This is a genomic window from Pseudomonas piscis, from assembly GCF_009380155.1.
In the GTDB taxonomy this organism is placed as follows: domain Bacteria; phylum Pseudomonadota; class Gammaproteobacteria; order Pseudomonadales; family Pseudomonadaceae; genus Aquipseudomonas; species Aquipseudomonas piscis.
Genome location: NZ_WHUV01000002.1, coordinates 753106 through 773687, shown reverse-complemented (window position 1 = coordinate 773687; position 20582 = coordinate 753106). Strand labels below are relative to the sequence as shown.

21 protein-coding genes and 1 pseudogene are annotated in these 20582 nt (G+C 63.1%); 8 read left to right on the top strand and 14 right to left on the bottom strand.

Annotated features, from left to right (window positions below; translation table 11 throughout):
- The first annotated feature begins 24 nt into the window (after positions 1-24).
- On the top strand, positions 25-1101 hold the full coding sequence (locus GDH07_RS13560) for a saccharopine dehydrogenase family protein (protein WP_022640968.1): 1077 nt from the start codon (positions 25-27) through the stop codon (positions 1099-1101).
- A gap of 61 nt (positions 1102-1162) precedes the next feature.
- Here the strand turns inward: GDH07_RS13560 and GDH07_RS13555 are convergent, their stop codons facing one another.
- Positions 1163-2161 carry a hypothetical protein gene (locus GDH07_RS13555; protein ID WP_053129792.1) on the bottom strand — a complete coding sequence of 333 codons (999 nt, stop codon included), beginning with the start codon at positions 2159-2161 and terminating at the stop codon, positions 1163-1165.
- A 241-nt stretch (positions 2162-2402) separates the two neighbouring features.
- Here GDH07_RS13555 and GDH07_RS13550 point away from each other — a divergent pair, with 241 nt between their 5' ends.
- Both GDH07_RS13550 and GDH07_RS13545 read left to right on the top strand, forming a co-directional pair.
- Positions 2403-3086, top strand: a complete 684-nt coding sequence (locus GDH07_RS13550) for a type 1 glutamine amidotransferase domain-containing protein (protein ID WP_152897866.1) — start codon at positions 2403-2405, stop codon at positions 3084-3086.
- A gap of 33 nt (positions 3087-3119) precedes the next feature.
- Positions 3120-3860, top strand: a complete 741-nt coding sequence (locus GDH07_RS13545) for an FAD-dependent oxidoreductase (protein ID WP_178124061.1) — start codon at positions 3120-3122, stop codon at positions 3858-3860.
- Here GDH07_RS13545 and GDH07_RS13540 read toward each other — a convergent pair.
- A complete protein-coding gene (locus tag GDH07_RS13540; RefSeq protein ID WP_152897864.1) occupies positions 3836-4687 on the bottom strand; it encodes an isocitrate lyase/PEP mutase family protein in 852 nt (283 codons plus the stop codon). The genes GDH07_RS13545 and GDH07_RS13540 overlap by 25 nt on opposite strands.
- 110 nt (positions 4688-4797) lie before the next feature.
- On the opposite strand from GDH07_RS13540, the gene GDH07_RS13535 reads away from it, so the two are divergent.
- The 4 genes from GDH07_RS13535 to GDH07_RS13520 all read left to right on the top strand — a co-directional run bounded on the left by GDH07_RS13535 (position 4798) and on the right by GDH07_RS13520 (position 7896).
- Positions 4798-5691, top strand: a complete 894-nt coding sequence (locus tag GDH07_RS13535) for a LysR family transcriptional regulator (RefSeq protein WP_152897863.1) — start codon at positions 4798-4800, stop codon at positions 5689-5691.
- Between the two features lie 133 nt (positions 5692-5824).
- Positions 5825-6436 carry a LysE family translocator gene (locus GDH07_RS13530; RefSeq protein WP_152897862.1) on the top strand — a complete coding sequence of 204 codons (612 nt, stop codon included), beginning with the start codon at positions 5825-5827 and terminating at the stop codon, positions 6434-6436.
- Positions 6437-6491: 55 nt separating this feature from the next.
- The gene (locus tag GDH07_RS13525) at positions 6492-7127 is read left to right on the top strand and encodes a hypothetical protein (protein ID WP_152897861.1); all 636 of its coding nucleotides are present in this window, start codon (positions 6492-6494) and stop codon (positions 7125-7127) included.
- A gap of 169 nt (positions 7128-7296) precedes the next feature.
- On the top strand, positions 7297-7896 hold the full coding sequence (locus GDH07_RS13520; protein WP_152897860.1) for a transglycosylase SLT domain-containing protein: 600 nt from the start codon (positions 7297-7299) through the stop codon (positions 7894-7896).
- Positions 7897-8045: 149 nt separating this feature from the next.
- Here the strand turns inward: GDH07_RS13520 and asnB are convergent, their stop codons facing one another.
- From asnB to GDH07_RS13480, 8 genes are all read right to left on the bottom strand, one after another.
- Positions 8046-9878, bottom strand: coding sequence for an asparagine synthase (glutamine-hydrolyzing) (gene asnB, locus GDH07_RS13515; protein WP_152897859.1), 1833 nt, complete (start codon positions 9876-9878; stop codon positions 8046-8048).
- Positions 9879-10018: 140 nt separating this feature from the next.
- The gene (gene phzG / locus GDH07_RS13510) at positions 10019-10687 is read right to left on the bottom strand and encodes a phenazine biosynthesis FMN-dependent oxidase PhzG (RefSeq protein WP_022640950.1); all 669 of its coding nucleotides are present in this window, start codon (positions 10685-10687) and stop codon (positions 10019-10021) included.
- On the bottom strand, positions 10684-11520 hold the full coding sequence (locus tag GDH07_RS13505; protein WP_022640949.1) for a PhzF family phenazine biosynthesis protein: 837 nt from the start codon (positions 11518-11520) through the stop codon (positions 10684-10686). The genes phzG and GDH07_RS13505 overlap by 4 nt, the downstream gene beginning before the upstream one ends.
- A 3-nt stretch (positions 11521-11523) precedes the next feature.
- Positions 11524-13437: an anthranilate synthase family protein gene (locus GDH07_RS13500; RefSeq protein WP_152897858.1), complete on the bottom strand. Its 1914-nt coding sequence runs from the start codon at positions 13435-13437 to the stop codon at positions 11524-11526.
- On the bottom strand, positions 13434-14057 hold the full coding sequence (locus GDH07_RS13495; RefSeq protein ID WP_022640947.1) for an isochorismatase family protein: 624 nt from the start codon (positions 14055-14057) through the stop codon (positions 13434-13436). Before GDH07_RS13495 ends, GDH07_RS13500 begins: the two co-directional genes overlap by 4 nt.
- A 15-nt stretch (positions 14058-14072) precedes the next feature.
- On the bottom strand, positions 14073-15269 hold the full coding sequence (locus tag GDH07_RS13490) for a 3-deoxy-7-phosphoheptulonate synthase (RefSeq protein ID WP_053129815.1): 1197 nt from the start codon (positions 15267-15269) through the stop codon (positions 14073-14075).
- A gap of 25 nt (positions 15270-15294) precedes the next feature.
- The gene (locus GDH07_RS13485) at positions 15295-15786 is read right to left on the bottom strand and encodes a PhzA/PhzB family protein (protein WP_031321683.1); all 492 of its coding nucleotides are present in this window, start codon (positions 15784-15786) and stop codon (positions 15295-15297) included.
- Between the two features lie 30 nt (positions 15787-15816).
- Positions 15817-16308, bottom strand: coding sequence for a PhzA/PhzB family protein (locus GDH07_RS13480; protein WP_152897857.1), 492 nt, complete (start codon positions 16306-16308; stop codon positions 15817-15819).
- Between the two features lie 428 nt (positions 16309-16736).
- Between GDH07_RS13480 and GDH07_RS13475 the strand changes: the two genes are divergently transcribed.
- Positions 16737-17462 carry an autoinducer binding domain-containing protein gene (locus GDH07_RS13475; RefSeq protein ID WP_152897856.1) on the top strand — a complete coding sequence of 242 codons (726 nt, stop codon included), beginning with the start codon at positions 16737-16739 and terminating at the stop codon, positions 17460-17462.
- Between the two features lie 36 nt (positions 17463-17498).
- Here the strand turns inward: GDH07_RS13475 and GDH07_RS13470 are convergent, their stop codons facing one another.
- The 4 genes and pseudogenes from GDH07_RS13470 to GDH07_RS13455 all read right to left on the bottom strand — a co-directional run bounded on the left by GDH07_RS13470 (position 17499) and on the right by GDH07_RS13455 (position 20495).
- Positions 17499-18089: an acyl-homoserine-lactone synthase gene (locus GDH07_RS13470; RefSeq protein WP_152897855.1), complete on the bottom strand. Its 591-nt coding sequence runs from the start codon at positions 18087-18089 to the stop codon at positions 17499-17501.
- A gap of 120 nt (positions 18090-18209) precedes the next feature.
- Positions 18210-18626 (bottom strand): annotated as a pseudogene (locus GDH07_RS13465) (LysE family translocator); the annotation flags it as partial.
- A 227-nt stretch (positions 18627-18853) separates the two neighbouring features.
- Positions 18854-19321, bottom strand: a complete 468-nt coding sequence (locus GDH07_RS13460) for a nuclear transport factor 2 family protein (RefSeq protein WP_178124059.1) — start codon at positions 19319-19321, stop codon at positions 18854-18856.
- A gap of 13 nt (positions 19322-19334) precedes the next feature.
- Positions 19335-20495, bottom strand: coding sequence for an aminotransferase class III-fold pyridoxal phosphate-dependent enzyme (locus GDH07_RS13455; protein WP_178124058.1), 1161 nt, complete (start codon positions 20493-20495; stop codon positions 19335-19337).
- Positions 20496-20582 lie beyond the last annotated feature (87 nt).

Genomic DNA, 20582 nt, shown 5'->3' with positions numbered 1-20582 from the left:
CCCAACCCTGCCAGGAGCCGCACCATGAACGAACGATCCAGCCCAGCCGAACCGATGCAATGGATGATATATGGCGCCTATGGCTACACCGGCGAGCTGATCGCCCGCGAAGCGCACCAGCGCGGCTTGCGCCCGGTGCTGGCCGGACGCAGTCGCGACAAGGTCGAGCCGCTGGCCCGGGAGCTGGGCCTGGAGGCCCGGATCTTCGGGCTCGATGAACCGCAGCTGGCGGCCCGCATCCAGGACATGGACCTGGTCCTGCACTGCGCCGGGCCGTTCTCGGCCACCGCAGCGCCGATGATGCAGGCCTGCCTGGATGCCAAGGCGCACTACCTGGACATCACCGGCGAAATCGCCGTCTTCGAGCATGCCCAGGCCCTGGGGCTGCGAGCCCGGGAGGCGGGGGTGGTGATCTGCCCGGGCGTGGGCTTCGACGTGATCCCCACCGACTGCGTCGCCGCCGCGCTCAAGGCGGCACTGCCCGATGCCACGCACCTGGCCCTGGGCTTCGACTCGCGCTCGAGCTTCTCGCCCGGCACGGCCAAGACCTCGGTGGAGGGCATGGCCCAGGGTGGCAAGGTGCGGCGCGACGGCAAGATCGTCACGGTGCCGCTGGCCTACCAGGTGCGGCGCATCGATTTCGGCGCCGGTGAAAAGCTCGCCATGACCATTCCCTGGGGCGACGTATCCACCGCCTACCACACCACCGGCATTGCCAATATCGAGGTCTTCCTCCCCGGGTCGGCCGGGATGATCCGCGGTGCCAGGTTGGCCAACCTGGTCCGTCCGCTGCTGGGCCTGGCCTGGGTACAGAAGCGCCTCAAGGCGCATATCGGCAAGACCGTGACCGGCCCGGACGATGCCAAGCGGGCCGACCAGGGCACCTATGTATGGGGCGAGGCGCGTAATGCCCAGGGCCAGCGCAAGGTGGCCCGGGTGCACACCGCCAATGTCTACAGCCTGACCGTCAGTGGCGCCCTGGCAGTGGTCGAGTACCTCGCGGGCGAGCGCCCCGCAGGGGGCGCGTACACCCCGGCGAAGTTGCTCGGGGCCGGGCTGGTCAGCAGCCTGCCGGGCTCGGGCCAGATGCGTATCGAGTGATCGGTGGCCACCGGGACCGCCGTCTTGGCGGTCGGTCCCGGTCACGTCAGGACACCCGGGATCAGTGACTATCGTTCAGGCTGGCCAGGGGCTTGGGGGCATAGAGCGCGCTCTGGAACTCGGGTACGTACTCGTATTTCACCAACTTGCCCAGTTGCAGCGAACGCAGGTAGTCGGACAGGCTGCCTTCGCCCAGGATCAGGCGCGCGGCGTCGGCGCTGCTGCTGGAGGCATGGCTGGTCTGGCGTGAGGTGGCGTAGCCGTAGGCCAGCTGGCCGTTGTGGTCGAGGTTGGTGAAGCTGTTAGTCACCATGCCGACGTCGTGGGACAGGTCCGCAAGCTTGCTGCCCTTGAAGATCACGTCGACGTTGCCGGTCTGGCTGTCGATGATGTCGTAGGACAGGCTCTGGGCTTCTTCGCGGCGGCTGATGTCGGTCAGCCACTTGGGCAGGTTGTAGCCCACCACGCCACGCACCCGGGCCAGTTCGGTGTTCACCGGCAGCTTGAGCACGTAGCCCCAGAAGTCCTTGGAGATGGACTGGCCGACCAGGGTCAGGGGGCCGAGGTTGGACTTGCCCGGCTTGTTGGTGATGATCGACAGGGCAATTTCGTTGTAGCTGTCGTTGTCGCAGTAGTCGTAGGTGTAGGCGGTGAAGGCCACCAGCCCGCGACCGGGCCAGACCTGCAGCGGCTGGACCTGGGCCAGCACCTCGGCCGGGATCAGCTCGCGCAGACGTGCCAGGTCAGCGGTATAGACCGCGGTGATACGGCTGTTCTTGTAGTAGAAGTTCGGCGAGTAGGACTCGAAGCCCATGTCGACCCGCGTCTTGGCCAGTTGCTTGAACCAGCTCAGGTCCATTCCCGGCGCCTCGGCCTCGATCACCGACAGCGGCGGGTTGGAGCGATAGCGGTCGTACAGGCCACCCTTGAGCACCGGCACCGGATGGCCGGCGATATCGATCATCGTGGTTTCGGCATGGCCCGTGGCGTCCGCCAGCACGGGACTTGCCAGGGGGGCCAGGAGTGCGCCGGCCATTGCGGTGACAGTTGCAAGTTTCACGTTCCAGTTCTCCAGAGAGTGCATCACGCTGATGAATACCCCGGGCAAGGCCGGCGTCTGTTCGCTCGATACCGGCCGGGGTCGGTAAACCCTAACGTTCAACTTAACCTCAATGTCAAGCAGGCAAATGACGGCGCTGCCGCGTGACCAGGGCGGCGTCCAACCAGCCTGCCTGCCGGGCGTTTGCGAGCCTGGTGGACTAACCTTTTGCCAGTCCCGGCACTGTGCGGAGTACCTATCGATGGCCAAGCGCATCTTGCATGTCGTCACCAACGTCGCCCATTACGCCGACCCCGGCCAACCCACCGGGTTGTGGTTGGGGGAGTTGACCCATGCCTGGCAGGTGTTCGCCACCAGGGGGCATGAGCAGCGCCTGGTCAGCCCCAGAGGCGGCGCCTCGCCCCTGGAGCCCAGGGCGTTGAAGTGGCCATTGCTCGATGGCACGGCCAAGGCCTGGCTGGAGGATCCGGCGAGCTTGCGGCGCCTGGCCCACACTGCTCATCCAGATGAGTTGCAGGGCGCGGACTTCGATGCCATCTACTTCACCGGCGGCCATGGAGTGATGTGGGATTTCCCCGACGACCCGGGCCTGCAGCGCCTGACCCGGGAGATCTTCGAGCAGGGCGGCATCGTGTCTTCGGTCTGCCACGGCTACTGCGGGTTGCTCAACACGCGGCTCAGCGACGGCCGGCTGCTGGTGGAGGGGCGCCGCCTGACTGGTTACGCCTGGATCGAGGAGGTGCTGGCGGGCGTGGCAGGCAAGGTGCCGTACAACGTCGAGCAACTGATGAAACAGCGTGGGGCACGCTACGAGAAGGCCTGGTTGCCGTTCACCACCAAGGTGGTGGTCGATGGCCGCCTGGTGACGGGGCAGAACCCGCAATCGGCCAAGGCCACGGCCGAACAAGTGGCGGCCTTGCTCTAGCCCATGGTCCCAGGCTGGAGAAGACTGGCCCGTGTGGGTTTTGCCAAGGGGGTCTACTGCGCCCGGGACGGCACGGGAGATGCAGCCCGCTATGCCCAGGCAGCCATCGAGCGTGCTTGCGTGACCAAGGCCGTGGCGCGTTTCGCTGAGCAGGTGCTGGCGGTCGAGGTCGAAGCCGGGGTGGCGGTGGGGGTGCGGACCCACCAGGGCCGGCGGCGCGCCGATGCCGTGGTGGTCGCCGCCGGCCTGGCTTCGGCACCTTTGCTGGCGCCCTTGGGGCTGCGCTTGCCGATTCACCCGGTGACGGGGTACTCGCTGTCCTATCCTCTGGGCCGGATCCCGCGGCCGAGCGTCGGCGCGGTGTTGATCCCGCACAAGGTAGCCTGGGCGGCCTTCGGCCAGACCTTGCGCTTCACCGGGTTCGCCGATGTCGGGCAACCCGGACCGGGCAAGATCGAGCAGCGCTTTGCCGCCCTGCAGCGTTTCGCCGAGCAGGTCTGCCCGCAGCTGCAGGGCGTTACCGCGACGCAATGGCTCGGACAACGGCCGATGACCCCGGACAACCTGCCGTTCCTCGGCACCTGCCAAGTGCGCAACTTGCTACTCAACTGCGGCCACGGCGCCATGGGCTGGACCATGGCCTGCGGCTCGGCGCGGATCGTCAGCGACCTGGTGGCTGGCCGCCAACCGGCGATCGACCTGGCGCCGTATCGCTGGGACCGCTATGGCCTGTTCGGGCGGCGCGGCGATCAGCGCTGGTCCAGCTCCAGGTAGCGGCTGGTGCGCACGATGCGCTCGCGCTCCTGGAAACTCACCAACTGGCTGGCCAACGCCGAGCTGTCGCCGCTGCGTTTGATCTGCGCCAGGACTTGCTGCGTGGCATGGATGGCCGCGCGTTGCAGGTCGGAAGGGATGATCACCAGCTGATACCCCAGGGCCGCCAGCTCCTCGACCGGCATCATCGGGGTCTTGCCGCCATGGAACATGTTGATCAGCTTGGGTCCGGGGACCCGGGCAGCGATTTCGCGGATCTGCTGAAGAGTCTCCGGGGCCTCGACGAAAATCATGTCGGCACCGGCCTCGACATAACGCTGCGCCCGTTCCAGGGCGGCGTCGAAGCCTTCGACGGCGATCGCATCGGTACGGGCGATCAACACCAGGTCCGGATCGTCCAGAGCCTCGCGGGCGACGCGCAGCTTGCGGCACATCTGCTCGGTATCGATCAGCGACTTGTCGTCCAGGTGCCCGCAGCGCTTGGGAAACGCCTGGTCTTCTAGGTGCAGTGCCGCCACCCCGGCACGTTCGAAGGCACGTACCGTACGTTCGACGTTGGCACTGCCGCCGAACCCGGTGTCGGCATCGGCGATCACCGGCAAAGCGCTGCCGTCGACGATCTTCTCCACGCGTTCCAGGACCTCGCTGAAGCTCAACAGGCCGATATCCGGCAGCGCCGCGGAGCGGGCGATGGCTCCGCCGCTGGCGTAGACGGCTGAAAAGCCGGCCAGCTCCACCAGGCGCGCCGAGAGCCCGTCGTAGACGCCAGGGGCTACCAGGCTTTCGCCGCTGGCCAACAGATCGCGTAGTTTCCTTGTGTTTTTCATGGTGCCTCCCAGGGCTGGCGGGTGTCGTTGCTTGGATAGGCAAAGCTTGGTCCTGGGCATTTGTTATGTCTAATATTCTAATTATCCAAAATCAGAACGTAGAACATTCCATGGAACTCCGGCACCTGCGTTACTTCGTGGCCACCGCCGAGGCCCAGAGCCTGACCAAGGCGGCCCAGGTCCTGCACATCGCCCAACCGCCGCTGGGCCAGCAGATCCGCGCACTGGAAGAGGAAATCGGCACGCCGTTGTTTCACCGCCAGGGCCGCGGCATCGTCCTCAGCGATGCCGGCAAGACCTTCCTGGTTTGTGCCCGGGACATCCTGGCCCGGGCCGAAGAGGCCAAGGTCCGGGCACTGCGAGCCGCGCGCGGAGAGATCGGCAGCCTGACCCTGGGGTTCACCGAGTCGGCCTCGTTCAACGAGGGCATGACCGCGTTGCTGCGTCTCTACCAGCAGCGCTATCGGCAGGTGCAGATCAACCTGGTGGAGGGCAACAGCGAGACCCTGGTCGGCCGGCTGCTGGAGCGACAGATCGATGCCGCCATCGTCCGTCCGCCTTTTGCCGGGGGTGGCGACCTGGCATTCCAGGTCCTCAGTGAGGAGCCGCTGATGGTGGTGCTGCCCGATAGCCATCCCTTGCTCGCTCGCGAGCGCCTGGATCTTGCGGACCTGCGCGATGAGCGCTTCATCCTCTATTCGCGCAAGTCCGGCTACGGCCTGAGCGCCGAGATAGTCAGCGCTTGCCGGGCCCAGGGCTTCAGCCCGCTGATCCACCAGCAGGCCCCCCAGGTGTCTTCGGCGGTCAACCTGGTGTCGGCCGGCATGGGCATTGTTCTGGTGCCGGCCTCGATGCAGCGGATGGCCCGTCCCGGGCTGAACTTTCGCCAGCTGGCCCTGGAACAGCCACGGGCGACCCTGGGCCTGGCCACCCGTGCGCAAACGCCTTCTGCGGTGGTCGACGGCTTGTTGCTGTGCGCCCGGGAGGTACTTGCCGGGGGCTGATGCAGTGCCCCTGTGGCCCGCAGGCCAAGCCCCGTCATGAATCCAGCGCCGTCACTGGAGCGGGCATTGCCCAAGCGGCTGCCTCGGTGCGAGTATCCAGGCCGACATCACTGTGACCTGGGGGATTTCGTCGATGAGCGTGACTGCCTCGATCTGGTTTTTCGCCGTACCGTTCGCCATTGCCGCGGCCATTCCCGGCCCGGCCCAGGCCGCGATGCTGGGGCAGGTGGTGGCGCGCGGGGCCCGTTCCACCTTGCCGTTCATCGGTGGCATGGTCCTGGGCAATGCGCTCTGGCTGCTGGTGGCCACCCTGGGCCTGGCGGCGCTGGCGCTGCGCTTCGAGTACTTGTTCATCGGCGTCAAGTGGCTCGGCGTGGCCTTCATCCTGTTCATCGCCTGGAAGCTGTGGTCGAAGAACCCCACGCAGCCCGAGGAGCTGCCGAAGCGCTCGGCCGGCCGCGGGCTGCTCGCCGGAGCGCTGCTGACCCTGAGCAATCCCAAGGCGGTGGTGTTCTTCGGTGCGGTGCTGCCCCATGCCTTCGACCTGACGGCGCTGTCCTGGTCGGAAGTGGCTTTCATCACTGCACTGGGGGTCGGCATCGACCTGAGCATCCAACTGGCGTACCTGATGACCGGGGCGCGGATCAAGCGGGCGATCCAGTCGCCCAGGGCCATGCAGCGCCTGAACCGCACCTCGGCCGGGATCATGACCGGTTGCGCAGGTTGGATGGCGATCTCCCGCTGAGGTCAAGCAGGCAAAAAATTCTGGCGTTCCCCCTACATAAGGATATCGATACGGCATGAACAGACATTCTCACCTGCTATTGGCCATCGCCTTGCTCGGCGTCGGTACGCCGCTGCTGGCCGCCGAAGGTTTCATCGGCCAGGGTTTCGCCCAGGATCGCGGCTACGAGCCCGACGGACATGGCGGTTTCAAGGGCACGGGCAAGAACCAGGGTTCCGATTACGAGTTGCAGAAGGACGGCTCGCTCCGAGGCACCGGCAACAACTATGGTCGCGGTTATGCTCCGGCCGACGATGGCGGACTCAAAGGCACCGGGCTGAACAAGGGCGCCGGTTTCACCCCGGATGGTTCGGGTGGCTACACCGGTACCGGCACCAACTACGGCCAAGACTACAAGTCCGATGGCAAGGGCGCCTTCCACGGTGAAGGCAGCGCCTGGGGCGGCGGCTGGGCGTCCGATGGCAAGGGCGGCTACGAGGGGACGGGCGAGAACCGCAAGCGTGGTTATGTCTCCGATGGCCGTGGTGGCTACACCGGTACTGGCAAGAACCAGGGCAGGGGGCTGGAGCCCGATGGCCGTGGCGGTTTCATCGGCACCGGAGACAATGCCGGCGGTGGCTGGGAACCGGATGGCTACGGCGGCTACAAGGGCACCGGCAACAATCGTGGAGAGCGCTGGCGCCCCGATTGACCGGCAGCGGGCCTGCCGCGTGTGTGCCGGCAGGCCTGACCTGGCCAGGCGCTGTTGCGAGTTGCAACACAGCGCTGCGCGCTGGCGTATCGCCGGCTGATGGCAAAGTGTGTATAAAGCTTCGCCCGAAGGGCTGCACCAGGCCCGCGCCCAAGGAATAGTCCCCTCCATGCTTCGGCTCTTGCTCCCCGTCCTGCTCCTGGCCCTTGCCGGTTGCGCCACCAAGCCTCCGGCCAACCCCGACAATCTCTGTGAGATCTTTCGCGAGAAGCCCAAGTGGTACGAAGCGGCGCAGAAGATGAACCAGCGCTGGGGCGCCCCGATCCAGGTGCCCATGGCGATGATGTACCAGGAGTCATCGTTCAAGCACGACGCCTTGCCCCCGCGCTACTACTTCTTGGGCTTCATTCCCTGGGGCCGGGTCAGCACCGCCTACGGCTACGCCCAGGCCAAGGATGAAACCTGGGCCGACTACAAGAAGGACGCAGGTGGCTGGGGGGCAAGCCGCGACAATTTCGCTGACGCCCTGGATTTCATGGGCTGGTACATGCAGAAGAGCTACAACGTCAATCGCACCTCCAAATGGGACGCCTACGGCCAGTACCTGAACTACCACGAAGGCTGGGGTGGCTATCGCAACCGCAGCTACGACGCCAAGCCCTGGTTGAAAAGCGTATCGCTCAAGGTCCAGGCCCGGGCCTCGCTGTTCGGCGCCCAATACCGCAGTTGCGAACAGGAACTGGCCCGCGGCGGTGGCTGGCTCTGGTGAAAGCCGGGTGGGGCAAGCTCCTTTGAGCGATGGCCGCACAATGGCAGGGGCCTTAAGGCCAATGCCGCCGCAATGCAGTGGGATAGCCGGGACACTGCGCACAGTGCCCCGGGGGATGAGGGAACCCGGGCGGCTAGCTCAGGCTCCGATCAGACCGCGAGCCCGTGGGAGCGCAGCCAGGCATCCAGTGCCAGTGCGGTTTCCAGGCCATGCCGGCTTATTTGTGTATTGAAGCAGCCCTCGGGCTGGCGCAGTTCCTCGGTGATATGAGCGTGGGAGACGATGCCGAACACCGGGTTGCCGACGTCCTGCAGCAACTGCTCGGTACTGCGGCGTAGGAAGCGTTCATAGCCCAGGTCGGCCGAGGTCGGATAGGGACTTTTCCTGCGCTTGAGCACTGCCTCGGGGACGTGGTCGGCACAGGCCTGCTTGAGTAGCCATTTCTCTTCGCCATCCTTGCTCTTGATCGACCAGGGTACGTTGTAGAGGTACTCGACCAGCTCGTGATCGGTGAACGGCACACGTACCTCCAGGCTGTTGCACATGCTCAGGCGGTCCTTGCGATCGAGCAGGATCACCATCCAGCGCTTGAGGTGCATATGGCAAAGCTCGCGCATCCGCCGTTCCTGCGGGCTGTCTTGGGCCAAATGCTCGACCTGGCGCAGAGCATCGTCGTAGCTCGCCTGCTGGTACTTGGCCAGATCGCATCGGCGATTGAAGTCCGGATTGATGAACCCGGCCGGCAACTGCACTCGCGACGCCCAGGGAAAGCTCGCAGTGGCCACGACCTTGGGGTCACGGAACCAGCCATAGCCACCGAACACCTCGTCGGCCCCTTCGCCGGAGATGGCCACCGTGGAGTGCTTGCGAATCTCCCTGAACAGCAGGTTCAGCGAGGTATCCATGTCACCGAAAGTGAATGGCACGTCCTTGGCCCGGAACACCTCGCGGCGTGCCAGGTCGCTGACAAGCTCCGCGTTGTCGATAAGCACGGTCTGGTGCCGGCTGCCAATGGCCTTTGCAGCCAGCAAGGCAAAGGGCTGATCCTGTTCGGGACGCAGGTCGTCGCTCTTGAAATGTTCAGACTGGCCGGTGAAGTCCACGGAAAAGGAGTTGATATCCCCGCCGGTCCTGGTCTTCTCCAAGCGCTGGGCGAGCGCCGTGAGGGCGGTGGAGTCAAGCCCACCGGACAACAGCGTGCACACCGGAACGTCGGCATGCAGCTGCGACCCCAGTGCCAGGGTGACCAACTCGCGGGTCTTGTGCACCGTGGTCGGCAAATCGTCCTGGTGTTCCTGGCGGCGTACTTCCCAATAGCTGTGGATCTTTATCGGTCCATTGGGACGCCAGGACAGGAGATGGCCTGGTAGCAGCTCCATCAGGTTTCTGAACGGTGTCTGGGCTGTGCCCTTGGACAGCGTGAGCACATCGGCCAACCCCGTCACATCCAGGGTCGCGGTGAATTCCGGGTGAGCCAGGATGGCCTTGATCTCCGAGGCGAAGAGCAGGCCATCGCGATGCCGGGCGTAGAACAGCGGCTTGATCCCCAGGCGATCACGGACCAGCAACAGGTGGCCATCGCGCCCGTCGAACAGGGCGAAGGCGAACATGCCGGTCAAGTATTCGCAGCAGCGCTCGCCCCATTGCAGGTAGGCATGCAGTACCACTTCGGTGTCGCTGCGGGTCTGGAACTCGTGCCCCAGTTTTCGTAGCTGCTCGCGCAATGCGTCGTGGTTGTACACCTCGCCGGTGTAGACCAGCGCGACCTCCTGGCCATCGGCGAAACGATAGATCATCGGCTGGATGCCACCGTCCAGGTCGATGACCGCCAGCCTCCGATGCCCCAGAAGGGCATGCCGATGCTTCCATGTACCTTCGGCATCCGGCCCGCGAAACGCGAGTGTATTGGTCATGGCGCGAATTGCAGGATTTTCCCCTTCGAGCCTGCGCGTATAGTCTACCCATCCTGTGAGACCACACATTTAGCAACTCCTCTGATTAATCGATGAGCCGCGTGAGGATGGCCGGAAAGACTTCCATGACGCATGTCGGGTAAACCGCAGTGTCTTGCCCCCAGTGCCAATCCATCGCGCGGTAGATCCCGTACCAACACTTGCTTTATTCAGGGTTGCAGGCGTCGTACCTCCCAGCCCTTGTCACTGCGGTCATAGCGCAAGCGTTCATGCAGGCGCTCCTGGCCGTTGCCCCAGAATTCCACGGACTCCAGCCGCAGCTCGAACACGCAGTAACCAGCGGGCCGCGGCAACGGTCCCGAGACCTGCGCCAGCTCCCGGGCGGCGTCGCGCATGGCCTGGATATCCAGCAGCTCCTCGCTCTGGTGCGATACCGAGGACATCGGATGCGTGGCATAGGGCCGGTTCAACCAGGCCTCTTCGGCCTTGGCATCCGGCAAGCGCACGGCCCGGCCGTTGAGGATGATCTGCTGGCTGGTCTCGCGCCAATACAGGACTCCCGAGGCCCAGGGGTTCTGGGTCAGCTCACGGCCTTTCTGGCTGCCGGCATGGGTGCTGAACAGCAGGCCGGTATCGGTGATCTCGCTGATCACCACGATCCGGGTCGAAGGGCGGCCCTGGCTGTCGGCGGTGGCCAGGGCCAGCGCCTTGGGTTCGCGGATGCCCACGCGGCGGGCGCGCTCGAGCCAGTTGCGCAGCACGCCCATGGGCTCGTCCGGCAGGCTCTGGAACTCTGGGAAGGGCGCATCCAGGGTACCGGTGAGGGACTCCGACATACCGCTGCCCAACAGTGGCTTGCCTTGTAGTGGATTGTTCATAGCACAATGGTCCCCCGCCCGAAGAGCACGCCATTACCGGAAACTTCGACTCGCTTGAGCTGCTCGGCCCGGCCTTCGGCCCTGGCGAACATCAGTGAAGGTCGACCGATCTCCACGCCCTGGAGAATCTCCACCTGCTGGCCGAACGGCAACTGGCCGTGGCGAGCCAAGTGGATGGCCAGTGGCCCGGCGGCCGAGCCAGTGGCGGCATCCTCCACCACGCCATAGGCCGGCGAGAACATCCGGCTGCGCCAGCGCCGCCCGGAACCGGCAAAGCAGTTGATGGCCATGTCGTGGAAGTTCGACAAGGCACGGTGATCGGGATGCAGGGCGGACAGCGCCTCGATGCTCGGCAGGCCGACGAACACATGGCGCGGGCCGTTGTGATAGATCTCGATGGGAAAGGTCGAGGACTCGATGCCCAGGGCCTTGAGCAACTCGGCATCGCGGCCCAGGGCCGACCAGGTGGGAATCGGCTGGTCCATGCTGGCGGCGATCACGCTGCCGTTCTGGCGTTCCAGCTCGAAGGCGATGGTACCCATCTGGGTTTCCAGGTACAGCCGGTGGTTCTCGGTGTGGGCACCCAGGGCGATGGCGGTGCCCAACAGCGGGTGGCCGGCGAAGGGCAGTTCGTTGACCGGGGTGAAGATCCTGACCAGCCAGTCGCCGCTGTTGCGCGGCTTGAGCACGAAAGTGGTTTCCGAGAGGTTCATTTCCCGGGCGATGCGCTGCATCTGGGTGGCACTCAGGTCGTCGGCATTGAAGAACACCGCGACCGGATTGCCTTCCAGCGGGGTACTGGCAAAGGCGTCGATGATGACGTATTCGTGCATGGGTTATCTCCGGGCCGCCGAAGCGTTGCTGTCGGCGGGGGTATTGATGAGGGCATGACGCAGCAGGTCGGCCATGATCCGCGGGCCTTCCTGGGTCAACAGCGACTCGGCGTGGAACTGCATCGAGGCGAACGCCGGCCCGCGCAAGGCATGTACCTCGCCGGTCTCGCTGTCGCGGCTGATCTCGATGGTGCCGACGCCTTCGACGTCCAGGCGGCTGCTCGTGCTCTGGGCCGCGAAGGTGTTGTAGAAGCCTACCCGCTCGGGGTTGCCGAACAGGTCGATCTGCTTCTGCACGCCCTGGTTGGGGATCTCCCGGCGCTGCAGCTCCAGGCCCAGGCACAGGCTCAGGACCTGGTGGCTCAGGCACACCGCGACGAAGGGCCGCTGCTCAGTGAGCAGGGTGCGGATGGCCAGGTGCAGGTGGTTGATCTTCGGCTGCTGGATCTCGCTGGGGTTGCCGGGGCCGGGGCCCATGATCACCAGGTCGTAGCCGTCGAAGCTGTACTCGTCGTTGAAGCTGCGCACGGTCACCAGCAACCCCAGGGACCGCAGCTGCTTGGCGATCATCGAGGTGAAGGTGTCTTCGGCATCGACGATCAGCACCTGGCGCCCCTTGAAGTCGCTCTGGACCTGCTGGCGCTGCTGGCTGTCCATCAACCAGAAATCCGAGACATAGGCGTTGCGGCTGGCCAGGGCGGCGCGCACTTGCAGGTGGTCGCCAAAGCGCGATGGGGTCTGGTTCTTCAGTGCGGCGATCAGGCCGGCGGCCTTGGCCCGGCTTTCCGCGGCTTCGCCCAGTGGGTCGGAATGGCGGACGATGGTCGAGCCGACGCTGATGCGCACCTGGCCCTGGTCATCGATGTCGGCGGTACGGATCAGGATCGCCGAGTCCAGGGACCGTCCGCCCTTGCCGTCATTGCCGATCAACGCCGCCATGCCGCTGTAGTAGCCACGCCCCTGGGGCTCGTAGCGCCGGATCACCCGGCAGGCACTTTCCAGCGGGCTGCCGGTGACCGTCGGGGCGAACAGGGTCTCGCGCAGGATGTCGCGCACATCGCGGCGGGTCTTGCCCTCGATGAAGTACTCGGTGTGGGCCAGGTGGGCCATTTCCTTGAGGTACGGACCACGGACATGGCCGCCGTCCTCGCAGATCAGCGCCATCATCTTCAGTTCTTCGTCCACCACCATGTACAGCTCTTCGGCTTCCTTGCGGTTGGCCAGGAACTCCATCACTTCGGCCAGGCTGGGGCCGGCGGGCGGATAGCGGTAGGTGCCGCTGATGGGATTCATCACCGCCAGGCCATCCTTGACGCTGATGTGGCGCTCGGGCGAGGCACCGACGAAGGTCCGCTCGCCGGTGTGGATGATGAAGGTCCAGTAGGAGCCTTTTTCCCGTTCCAGCAGGTGCCGGAAGAACGACAGGGCCTTGGTCGGACCGTAGTCGCTGATCTCCGCCAGGAAGGTGCGCTTGATCACGAAGTTGGCGCCTTCCCCAGAGCCGATTTCGTTGGCGATCACCTGGCTGACGATCTCGGCGTAGCTTTCGTCGCTCAGGTCGAAGCGCTCGCTGTCCAGCTGGATCGGCTCATCGGGCAGCAGCTGCAGCAATTGCTCGATGCCGATGGATTGCTGTTCGGTGATGTTCATTGCCAGCAGCGGCGACTGGTCGTCCACCGCCTCGAAGCCGCGCTCGGCGATCTGTCGGTAGGGAATCAGCGTCAGCACGTCCAGGCGCGGTGCGCCGATGGTGGTGGCGGGTAGCTCGATATCCGCCAAGTGCCGGGGTTCCGCCATCTTGCCCACCAGGACGTCCAGCAATCCTGGGCCAGTGGCCTCCGGACGGTAGAGCAGGGCAAAGGGCCCGGGGGCCGGTTGCAGGATACGTTCGATCAGCGGGACGCTGGCCTGGCTCATAGCAGCACCTCATCGGTGGTCACGACCATGGCGCAGCGGCTGGCGGCGTATTCGATGGCCATCCAGTGGTGCTCCTTGCTGAAATCGGCGATCGCATCGGCCACCAGGAACGGCTGGATGTCGTTGGAATAGGCATCCACCGTGGAAATCAACACTCCCACGTGGGCGTACACCCCGCAGAGGATCAGTTGGTCACGACCGCTCTCGCGCATGCGCTCGAGCAGGTCGGAATTGAAGAACGCGCTGTAGCGCCACTTGGTCAGCAACCAGTCGCCGGGACGCGGCGCCAGGGCGTCGACCACCTCGCGATCGCCGGGGCTGGCCTGCATGCCTGGCCCCCAGAAGTCCTTGAGCAATCCTCGTTGCTCTTCGCTCATGCTCCCGGGTTGGGCGGTGTAGGCCACCGGGATCTGGTTATCGGCGGCCCACTGGCGAATACGTGCGGCATTGCCCACTACGCTTTCGCGCAGGGTCTCGGGCAACGGCCGCAGGAAATAGCGCTGCATGTCATGCACCAGCAGTACGGCGCGCTCGGGGTCTATATGCCATTGCGCGAGATTGACGGGCAGGTCGCGGGAAGTGGGCAGGGCATAGGGAATGATCGATGGAATGCCGGTCATGGCGACTAACTCCAGTCAGAAAAGGGCGGGTGAGGGCGAGTTCTTCCAGGCCATCACCGCGGTGATGGCTTGCCAGGGAGTCAGGCGCGGATCGCACAGGCTCTTGTATTGGCTGGCGACCCGGTCCAGCTCCATGACATCGGAAACGCATTCGCTGACCTCATCGGGAGTGGTCTCCAGATGCAGGCCGGCAGCCACGCCCCCGGCCGCAGTCACGGCATGCTTGAAGGCGATGATTTCCTCGGTGATGGTCCGCACCATGCGGGTCTTGTTGCCGCACGGGGCGACTATGGTGTTGCCGTGCATCGGGTCGCTGAGCCAGATGATCTTGTGCCCGGCACCGCGGACCGCTTCGACCAGGGGCGGCAGGCGATCACCGACCTTGTGCGCACCCATGCGGGCGATCAGGGTCAAGCGTCCCGGCTCGCGACGCGGGTCCAGGCGTTCGCACAGGCTCAGCAACTGCTCGCGGGTGATGTCCGGACCGACCTTGCAAGCCACCGGGTTGAGCACCTCGCTGAGCAGCGCCACATGGGCGCCGGTCAATTGCCGGGTGCGCTCGCCGATCCACGGCCAGTGGGTCGAGCCGAGGAACACCCGGCCTTGTTCGTCCTGGCGGACCTGGGGCAGTTCGTAGTCCAGTACCAGCATCTCGTGGCTGGTCCAGGCCGGCGAACCGTTCAGTGGCTCCTGGTCCACCGGTTCGCTCCAGCCCAGGTGCTGCATGATGTCCTGGGCGGCCCGATAGCCACGCACCAGGCGCTGGGCATCGTGTTGCCGATGGCTGTCGACGGCCTCGCGGCCGTTGACCATGTCACCGCGATACACCGGCAACTCGACGTCGCCGATGCGCTCGCTGTTGTTGGAACGAGGCTTGGCGAACTGCCCGGCGATCCGCCCCACTCGTACCACCGGCTGTTGGGTCACCAGCCGCAATGCACCGGCGAGCATGTCCAGCACCGCGGCTTTGCGGGCCACGTGGTTGGGAGAGCTCTCGCTCATGTCCTCGGCGCAATCACCGGACTGGATGACCATTGCCTCGCCGGCCGCGACCTTGGCCAAGGTCTCCCGCAGCACCAGGACGTCTTCGACGCGAATCAGCGGCGCGCTGTCCCGGAGATAGGCCTGCGCATCGTGCAGTTGTGAAGGCTCGCTCCATTGAGGTTGCTGCAACGCTTCACAACTTAGAACTCGGTTCAGTAAGTCTTCCATGATGCGATCACTCTCTCGATGGGATTCAGGTAGGAATGCCTTCGCGCTTGATCTGCGGCACCGGAATACCCAGGGCGCGCAGTTGCTGGAAGACATTCATGAACTCGCGGTTCTGTTTGATCTTGCCGTCCTGCAATTCGAAAGAATGCAGGAAGTGATTTTCGTAATAACCTTCCGGATATCCTGGGAACAGGATCTTGCCGTGGCCATCGCACTCGACCCAGATATGATTGGGATCATCGGTTTCAAATATCTGGATGTTGTACCACTCCCAATCCGGGAAGCACTTGAGTGACCAGACAGCATGTTCGGCCAACTTGGACTTGCCGTTGATGGCAATTGGCGCACCGGTATCCGTGGTCCAGAGGCCGCCAGAACCATCCTCGGTAAATAGCTCGTGACGACGCAGGCGGTCCTGGCCCTTGGTATGCATGTATTGCTCTACGGTGGCGCGATTTTTCCGTCGAAGTTCGGTGGTGTCGTGCTCATTTAGTTGTCGTGCAGCGCTATTTGGCATGGTCTTTCTCCAATGTTGTAGGGACTTGACTTATGAGGCAGGAATACCTGCGCGCTGGATCTTCGGTACCGGGACACCGAGGCCGCGAAGTTGGTCGAAAGGGTTCATGAACTCACGGCTCTGGGTGATCTTGCCGTTGTCCAGTTCGAAGGAATGAATGTAATGATTCTCGCAATATCCCTCTGGATAACCCGGTACCCGAGTCTTGCCACGAGCGTCGCTTTCCACCCAGAAGTGATTGGGATCGCTGGTGGCGAAAATCCGTACATTGTGGAATTGCCAGTCCGGGAAGCACTTCTCGATCCACGCGCCGAGGGCGGCGAGCTTGGCATGGCCCCTGAATTCCAGGGGTTTTCCGGTTTCGTTGGTCCAGGAAGCGACGCTGCCATCCTTGGTGAACAACTCATGACGACGTAGGCGATCTTTGCCATTAGTACGCATGTACTGCTCGACGGTGGCTCGATTTTTCCTGCGAAGTTCAACTTGATCATCAAAGTCGCTGGGAGCGCTTGAAGCAGTCATGGGCAGCATCCTCACTTAATTAGAACCATCGTTTTCTAAAATAAAGTAAATGTCTGGTTAACTATTTCTGGGCGAAATTAGTTGCAGCCATCAAGAATCTTGCTGTTGTAACGGCGTTGAATGGGGGTTGTTTATACACTTGCGTTTCTTGGCGTTGGAACTACCAGATCTTGTAGCGAGGGTGGCTAAGAAGCCATTCGGAAGGACTGTTTCAGTATCGTGAAGAGAATCGTGCGTTCGTCGTCTGAAGGCCGGTAATGGCCTATTAATATCGAAAGTAGATACTGGCTTATGGCTAGCGAGTTTAACTATATAGTACAAATCTAGTGTTAGTACGAAGGCGTCTATGGAGCTTCCGATTTACCTGTTGACATGAGTTCAGTTTGGTCTAGTCTCACGACCTCGTTCAAACTTTAGTGGTGTTCAAAATGGAATTAGGACAGCTGTTTGGATGGGACGCTTATTTTTACAGTATCTTTGCACAAGCCGCGGATACTGAAGAATTCAGGGTTATCGCGATGAGAGCCTTGCATGAACTGGGTTTCGACTTCTTTGCCTACGGCATGTGTAGCGTGACCCCGTTCATGCGCCCCAGGACATCTATATATAGCAATTACCCCGAGCACTGGGTGCAGCGCTACCAGGGGGAAAACTACGCCTTGATCGATCCGACGGTGAAGCACAGCAAGCTTTCCCCGGCCACGATCCTGTGGACTAACGAGCTATTTCGCGACACCCCGCAGTTCTGGTCCGAAGCCAGGGAGTCGGGCCTGTGCCATGGCCTGGCGCAACCTTCGTTCAATGCCCAGGGACGAGTCGGCCTGCTGAGCCTGGCACGCCGGAGCAAGGCCATCAGCCTCGAGGAGTTCGAGGCCTTGAAACCTGTGACCAAGGCATTCGCCATCGCTGCCCATGAGAAGATCTCTGAACTGGAAAGCGATGACAGCGTGTTCAATGCCCAGGTCGAGTTCAGTGGACGGGAATGCGATGTGCTGCGCTGGACTGCCGATGGCAAGACCTCGGAAGAAATCGGCGTGATCATGGGGGTGTGCACCGACACGGTGAACTACCACCACCGCAACATCCAGCGCAAGATCGGTGCCAGCAACCGGGTCCAGGCCGTGTCCTACGCGGTTGCCCTGGGCTACATCTGAGCCGCTGCCGAGTCGCCTGCGGGCGGCTCGGCCTGTTCAGGCGGTTTCCTGCAAAGGGGTATTGCCACCCAAAGTCGCTGGGGCCAGGGCACGGCGATGCTGTTCGCGATGGGCCGAAAGCTTGATGGCGATGAGTTTTTCATCCTGGTGCAGGGTCGGCGGCCCCAGTCGTTCATAGTGCACGCCATTGATCTTGTAGTAGCGCTCCATGGTCCGGTTGACCACCCCGACGATGGCCTCGGCCCCCGCCTGGCTGGCGACCTTCAGGCTCCTCCAGAACAACGGCATCGCCAATTGTGGTTCCCGGGTAGTGAAGCGGGTCATTTCCCAGATGGCTGGATGCCTGGGCGGTGCGTCTGAGCAGGTCTGGCTGAAGACGCCTTCGAGCAGGTTGGGGCAGGTGGTGGGTATCAACCGCGAACAGCCGACGATGGCGCCTTGCCGGTTGATGGCCAGGATATACCGGGCATGTTCGGTATCGTACTGGTCCCATTCGCATTGGTCCGGATGGGGATGGGCCGGCAGTCGCCATCCCAGCCGTTGCACGAACTGTTCGTAGCGGAAACGCCCTAGCGAAAATCGCAACTCATCGTTCATCTCGCTCAGCCTGTGCTCTTCCATGTGCATGCTGGATGTCCTCGAGGGTAGGTAAAGCGGTCCCTTATAGAGGACCGGTATCGGCTTGGCACCTACAAGATCTGGTAGTTGCCGGGTCATCCAGCGAGGAGCCCAAGCAACGGTCTTCGGCTATGGCGCACGGTAGGCCAGCAATAACACCCCGAAGCTAATGAAGCAGCAGCCCACGACCCGGCTGGCCAAAGTGGCGATCCGCGGCTGGCTCAGCAGCCAGACCATCTTGCGTGAGGCCAGTCCATAGCCCTGGAGCGTCAGTAGCGACAGCAACATGAAAATGCCGGTCAAAACCAGAAACTGCATGCTCAGGGATGAGCCGGGCTTGATGAACTGCGGAAATAGCGCGGTAAAGAACAAGATGGGCTTGGGGTTACTGATGGCGAGGAAGAAAGACTCCTTGAACAGCGCTGCAAACGACTGGCTGGGTTGCTGCGCTGCCGCTTCCGACCCGAACAGTTGCTTCCTGGGGATCAGTTGCCCAACGCCCAGGTAGAACAGATAGAGTGCACCCCCGATCTTGAGCAGGGTGAACGCCCAGGGGGTTGGCCTTGAGGAGCAGGCCTACCCCGAGTATTGTCGCCAGCGAAAGGCAGAACAGCCCGCAGATATTGCCTAGTGCACCAGACAACACCGCGCCCGGCCCTTGCCTGAGGCTGTTCTTTATGGCTATGACCACCGCCGGTCCGGGGCTGGCTATCGATAGCCAGGCGATCAACGAAAAAGTAAGCAGCTGTCGTGTATCCATATCGCCTCGAATCTCAGGTTGCGCCTGTAAGTACCGCACGGTGCAGCCCTGGTGTGCCATGGTTGGCAATGAGTTGCTGGCGGATCGCGCAAATTCTCCACTGCCCGTCGCGCTTGGCCAGTTCGAAGAAATATCGCCCGTAAGAGTGGAAGAAATCGCCCTGGCCACGACAGTCCTGCGTGCTGAATCTATGGATCTGGTAATTGCAGCGAGCAGTGGCGGCAGTGCCATCGATCGTGATCAGCAGGTTGGAAAAGTTGTGCTGCATCTTCAACTCGCTAAGCGCGGCCTGCCGCCGGGCAATGTAGTCTTCGCGCAGCATGGGCCCGGGTGCTTCGTCCCTGAAGCTTGAGTAATCGATATGCAACCGCTCCCACAGGCAGTGGTGCATGCCTGGCCAGTCCAGCAAGTCGAAGGTGCCTTGGAACCGGCACAGCAGGTCGTGGATCGCCATTCGTTCAAGCAACAGGGTGGTGTTCATCCCGGGCTCCATGTCAGGTGTATTCGCGCACTACCTGGATGACCGCATCCAGTGCGCACTGCAGGTTGTCAGCACTGGAGGTCAAAGGCGGCATGATCTTGATCACCCGGCCCTGGCCACCACACTGTTCCACCAGGATATGCCGGTTGCGCAGTTGCACCAGCACCTGCTTGGCGATCTCGGCACTTTCCAGCTCGATGCCATGGATCATGTGCCGTCCTCGCACGGGGCATCTCTGGGCTACCTGCGCCATCACGTCCTGAAGGATCTGCTCATTGCGCTTGAGTCCATGGGCAAACTCGTCCGAGTTGAAGGTTTCGAGCATGAAACAGGCTGATTGCACCGCCAAGGCATTGCCCCGGAAGGTGCCACTGTTCTCACCTGGCTGCAGGCTGTCCAGTTCCTTCTTGACCAGCACCAGGGATATCGGCAGGCCGAAGCCGGAAAGGCTCTTGGCCAGGCAGATGACGTCAGGATAGTGCTCCGACAAGGCCTGGAAACTGAAAAAACCTCCGGCCCGTCCGCAACCTGCCTGGATCTCGTCGACGATGGTAACGATACCCTTGCGCGCGCAGAGTTCCAGCAACCGCCGGTACCAGTTGGCGGAGCAGGCATGGATGCCGCCCTCGGCCTGGATGGTCTCGAAGACCACGGCGGCGGGCAGGCCATATCCGGAGCTTTCATCGTCCAGGAGCTTTTCATAGAGCGCCACGGTATCGACGTGTTCTCCCAGGTAACGGTCATAGGGCAGGCGCAGCACAGAGGCCAGATCGGTGTAGGCCGAGGCTCGCTTGGCCGCATTGCCGGTCAATGACAAGGCATTGTAGGAAAGTCCATGGAAGGAGTTCGTGAAGCAGGCCACTTCCCGGCGTCCTGTGGCATTGCGCGCGTACTTTAGGGCCGCGTCGATGGCCAGAGTCCCGGCCGGAGGGGAGAAGTAATAGTGGTAATGGCCACGATAGCGCTCGGGCAGGATGGTGCTTTCGAACAGCTCGATGAAACCAGCTTTGGCCGAGGTGAAAAAATCCAGGCTGTGTACCGGCCCATCCTGCTGTAGATACTGGATCAGACGAGCCTTGATCTGCGGGTGATTGTGCCCGAAGTTGGCCACGCCGGCAGAGGAAAACAGGTCGAAGTACTGCTGGTTGTCCGCGGTGACCAGGGCACTGTGCAACAGCTCCTGGCGCCGTGCTCACCGGGCGTCGGCGTTGTGATGCGGCAAGGTAGCGGGGAGGACCCGTACCTGACCTCGTGTCATCTG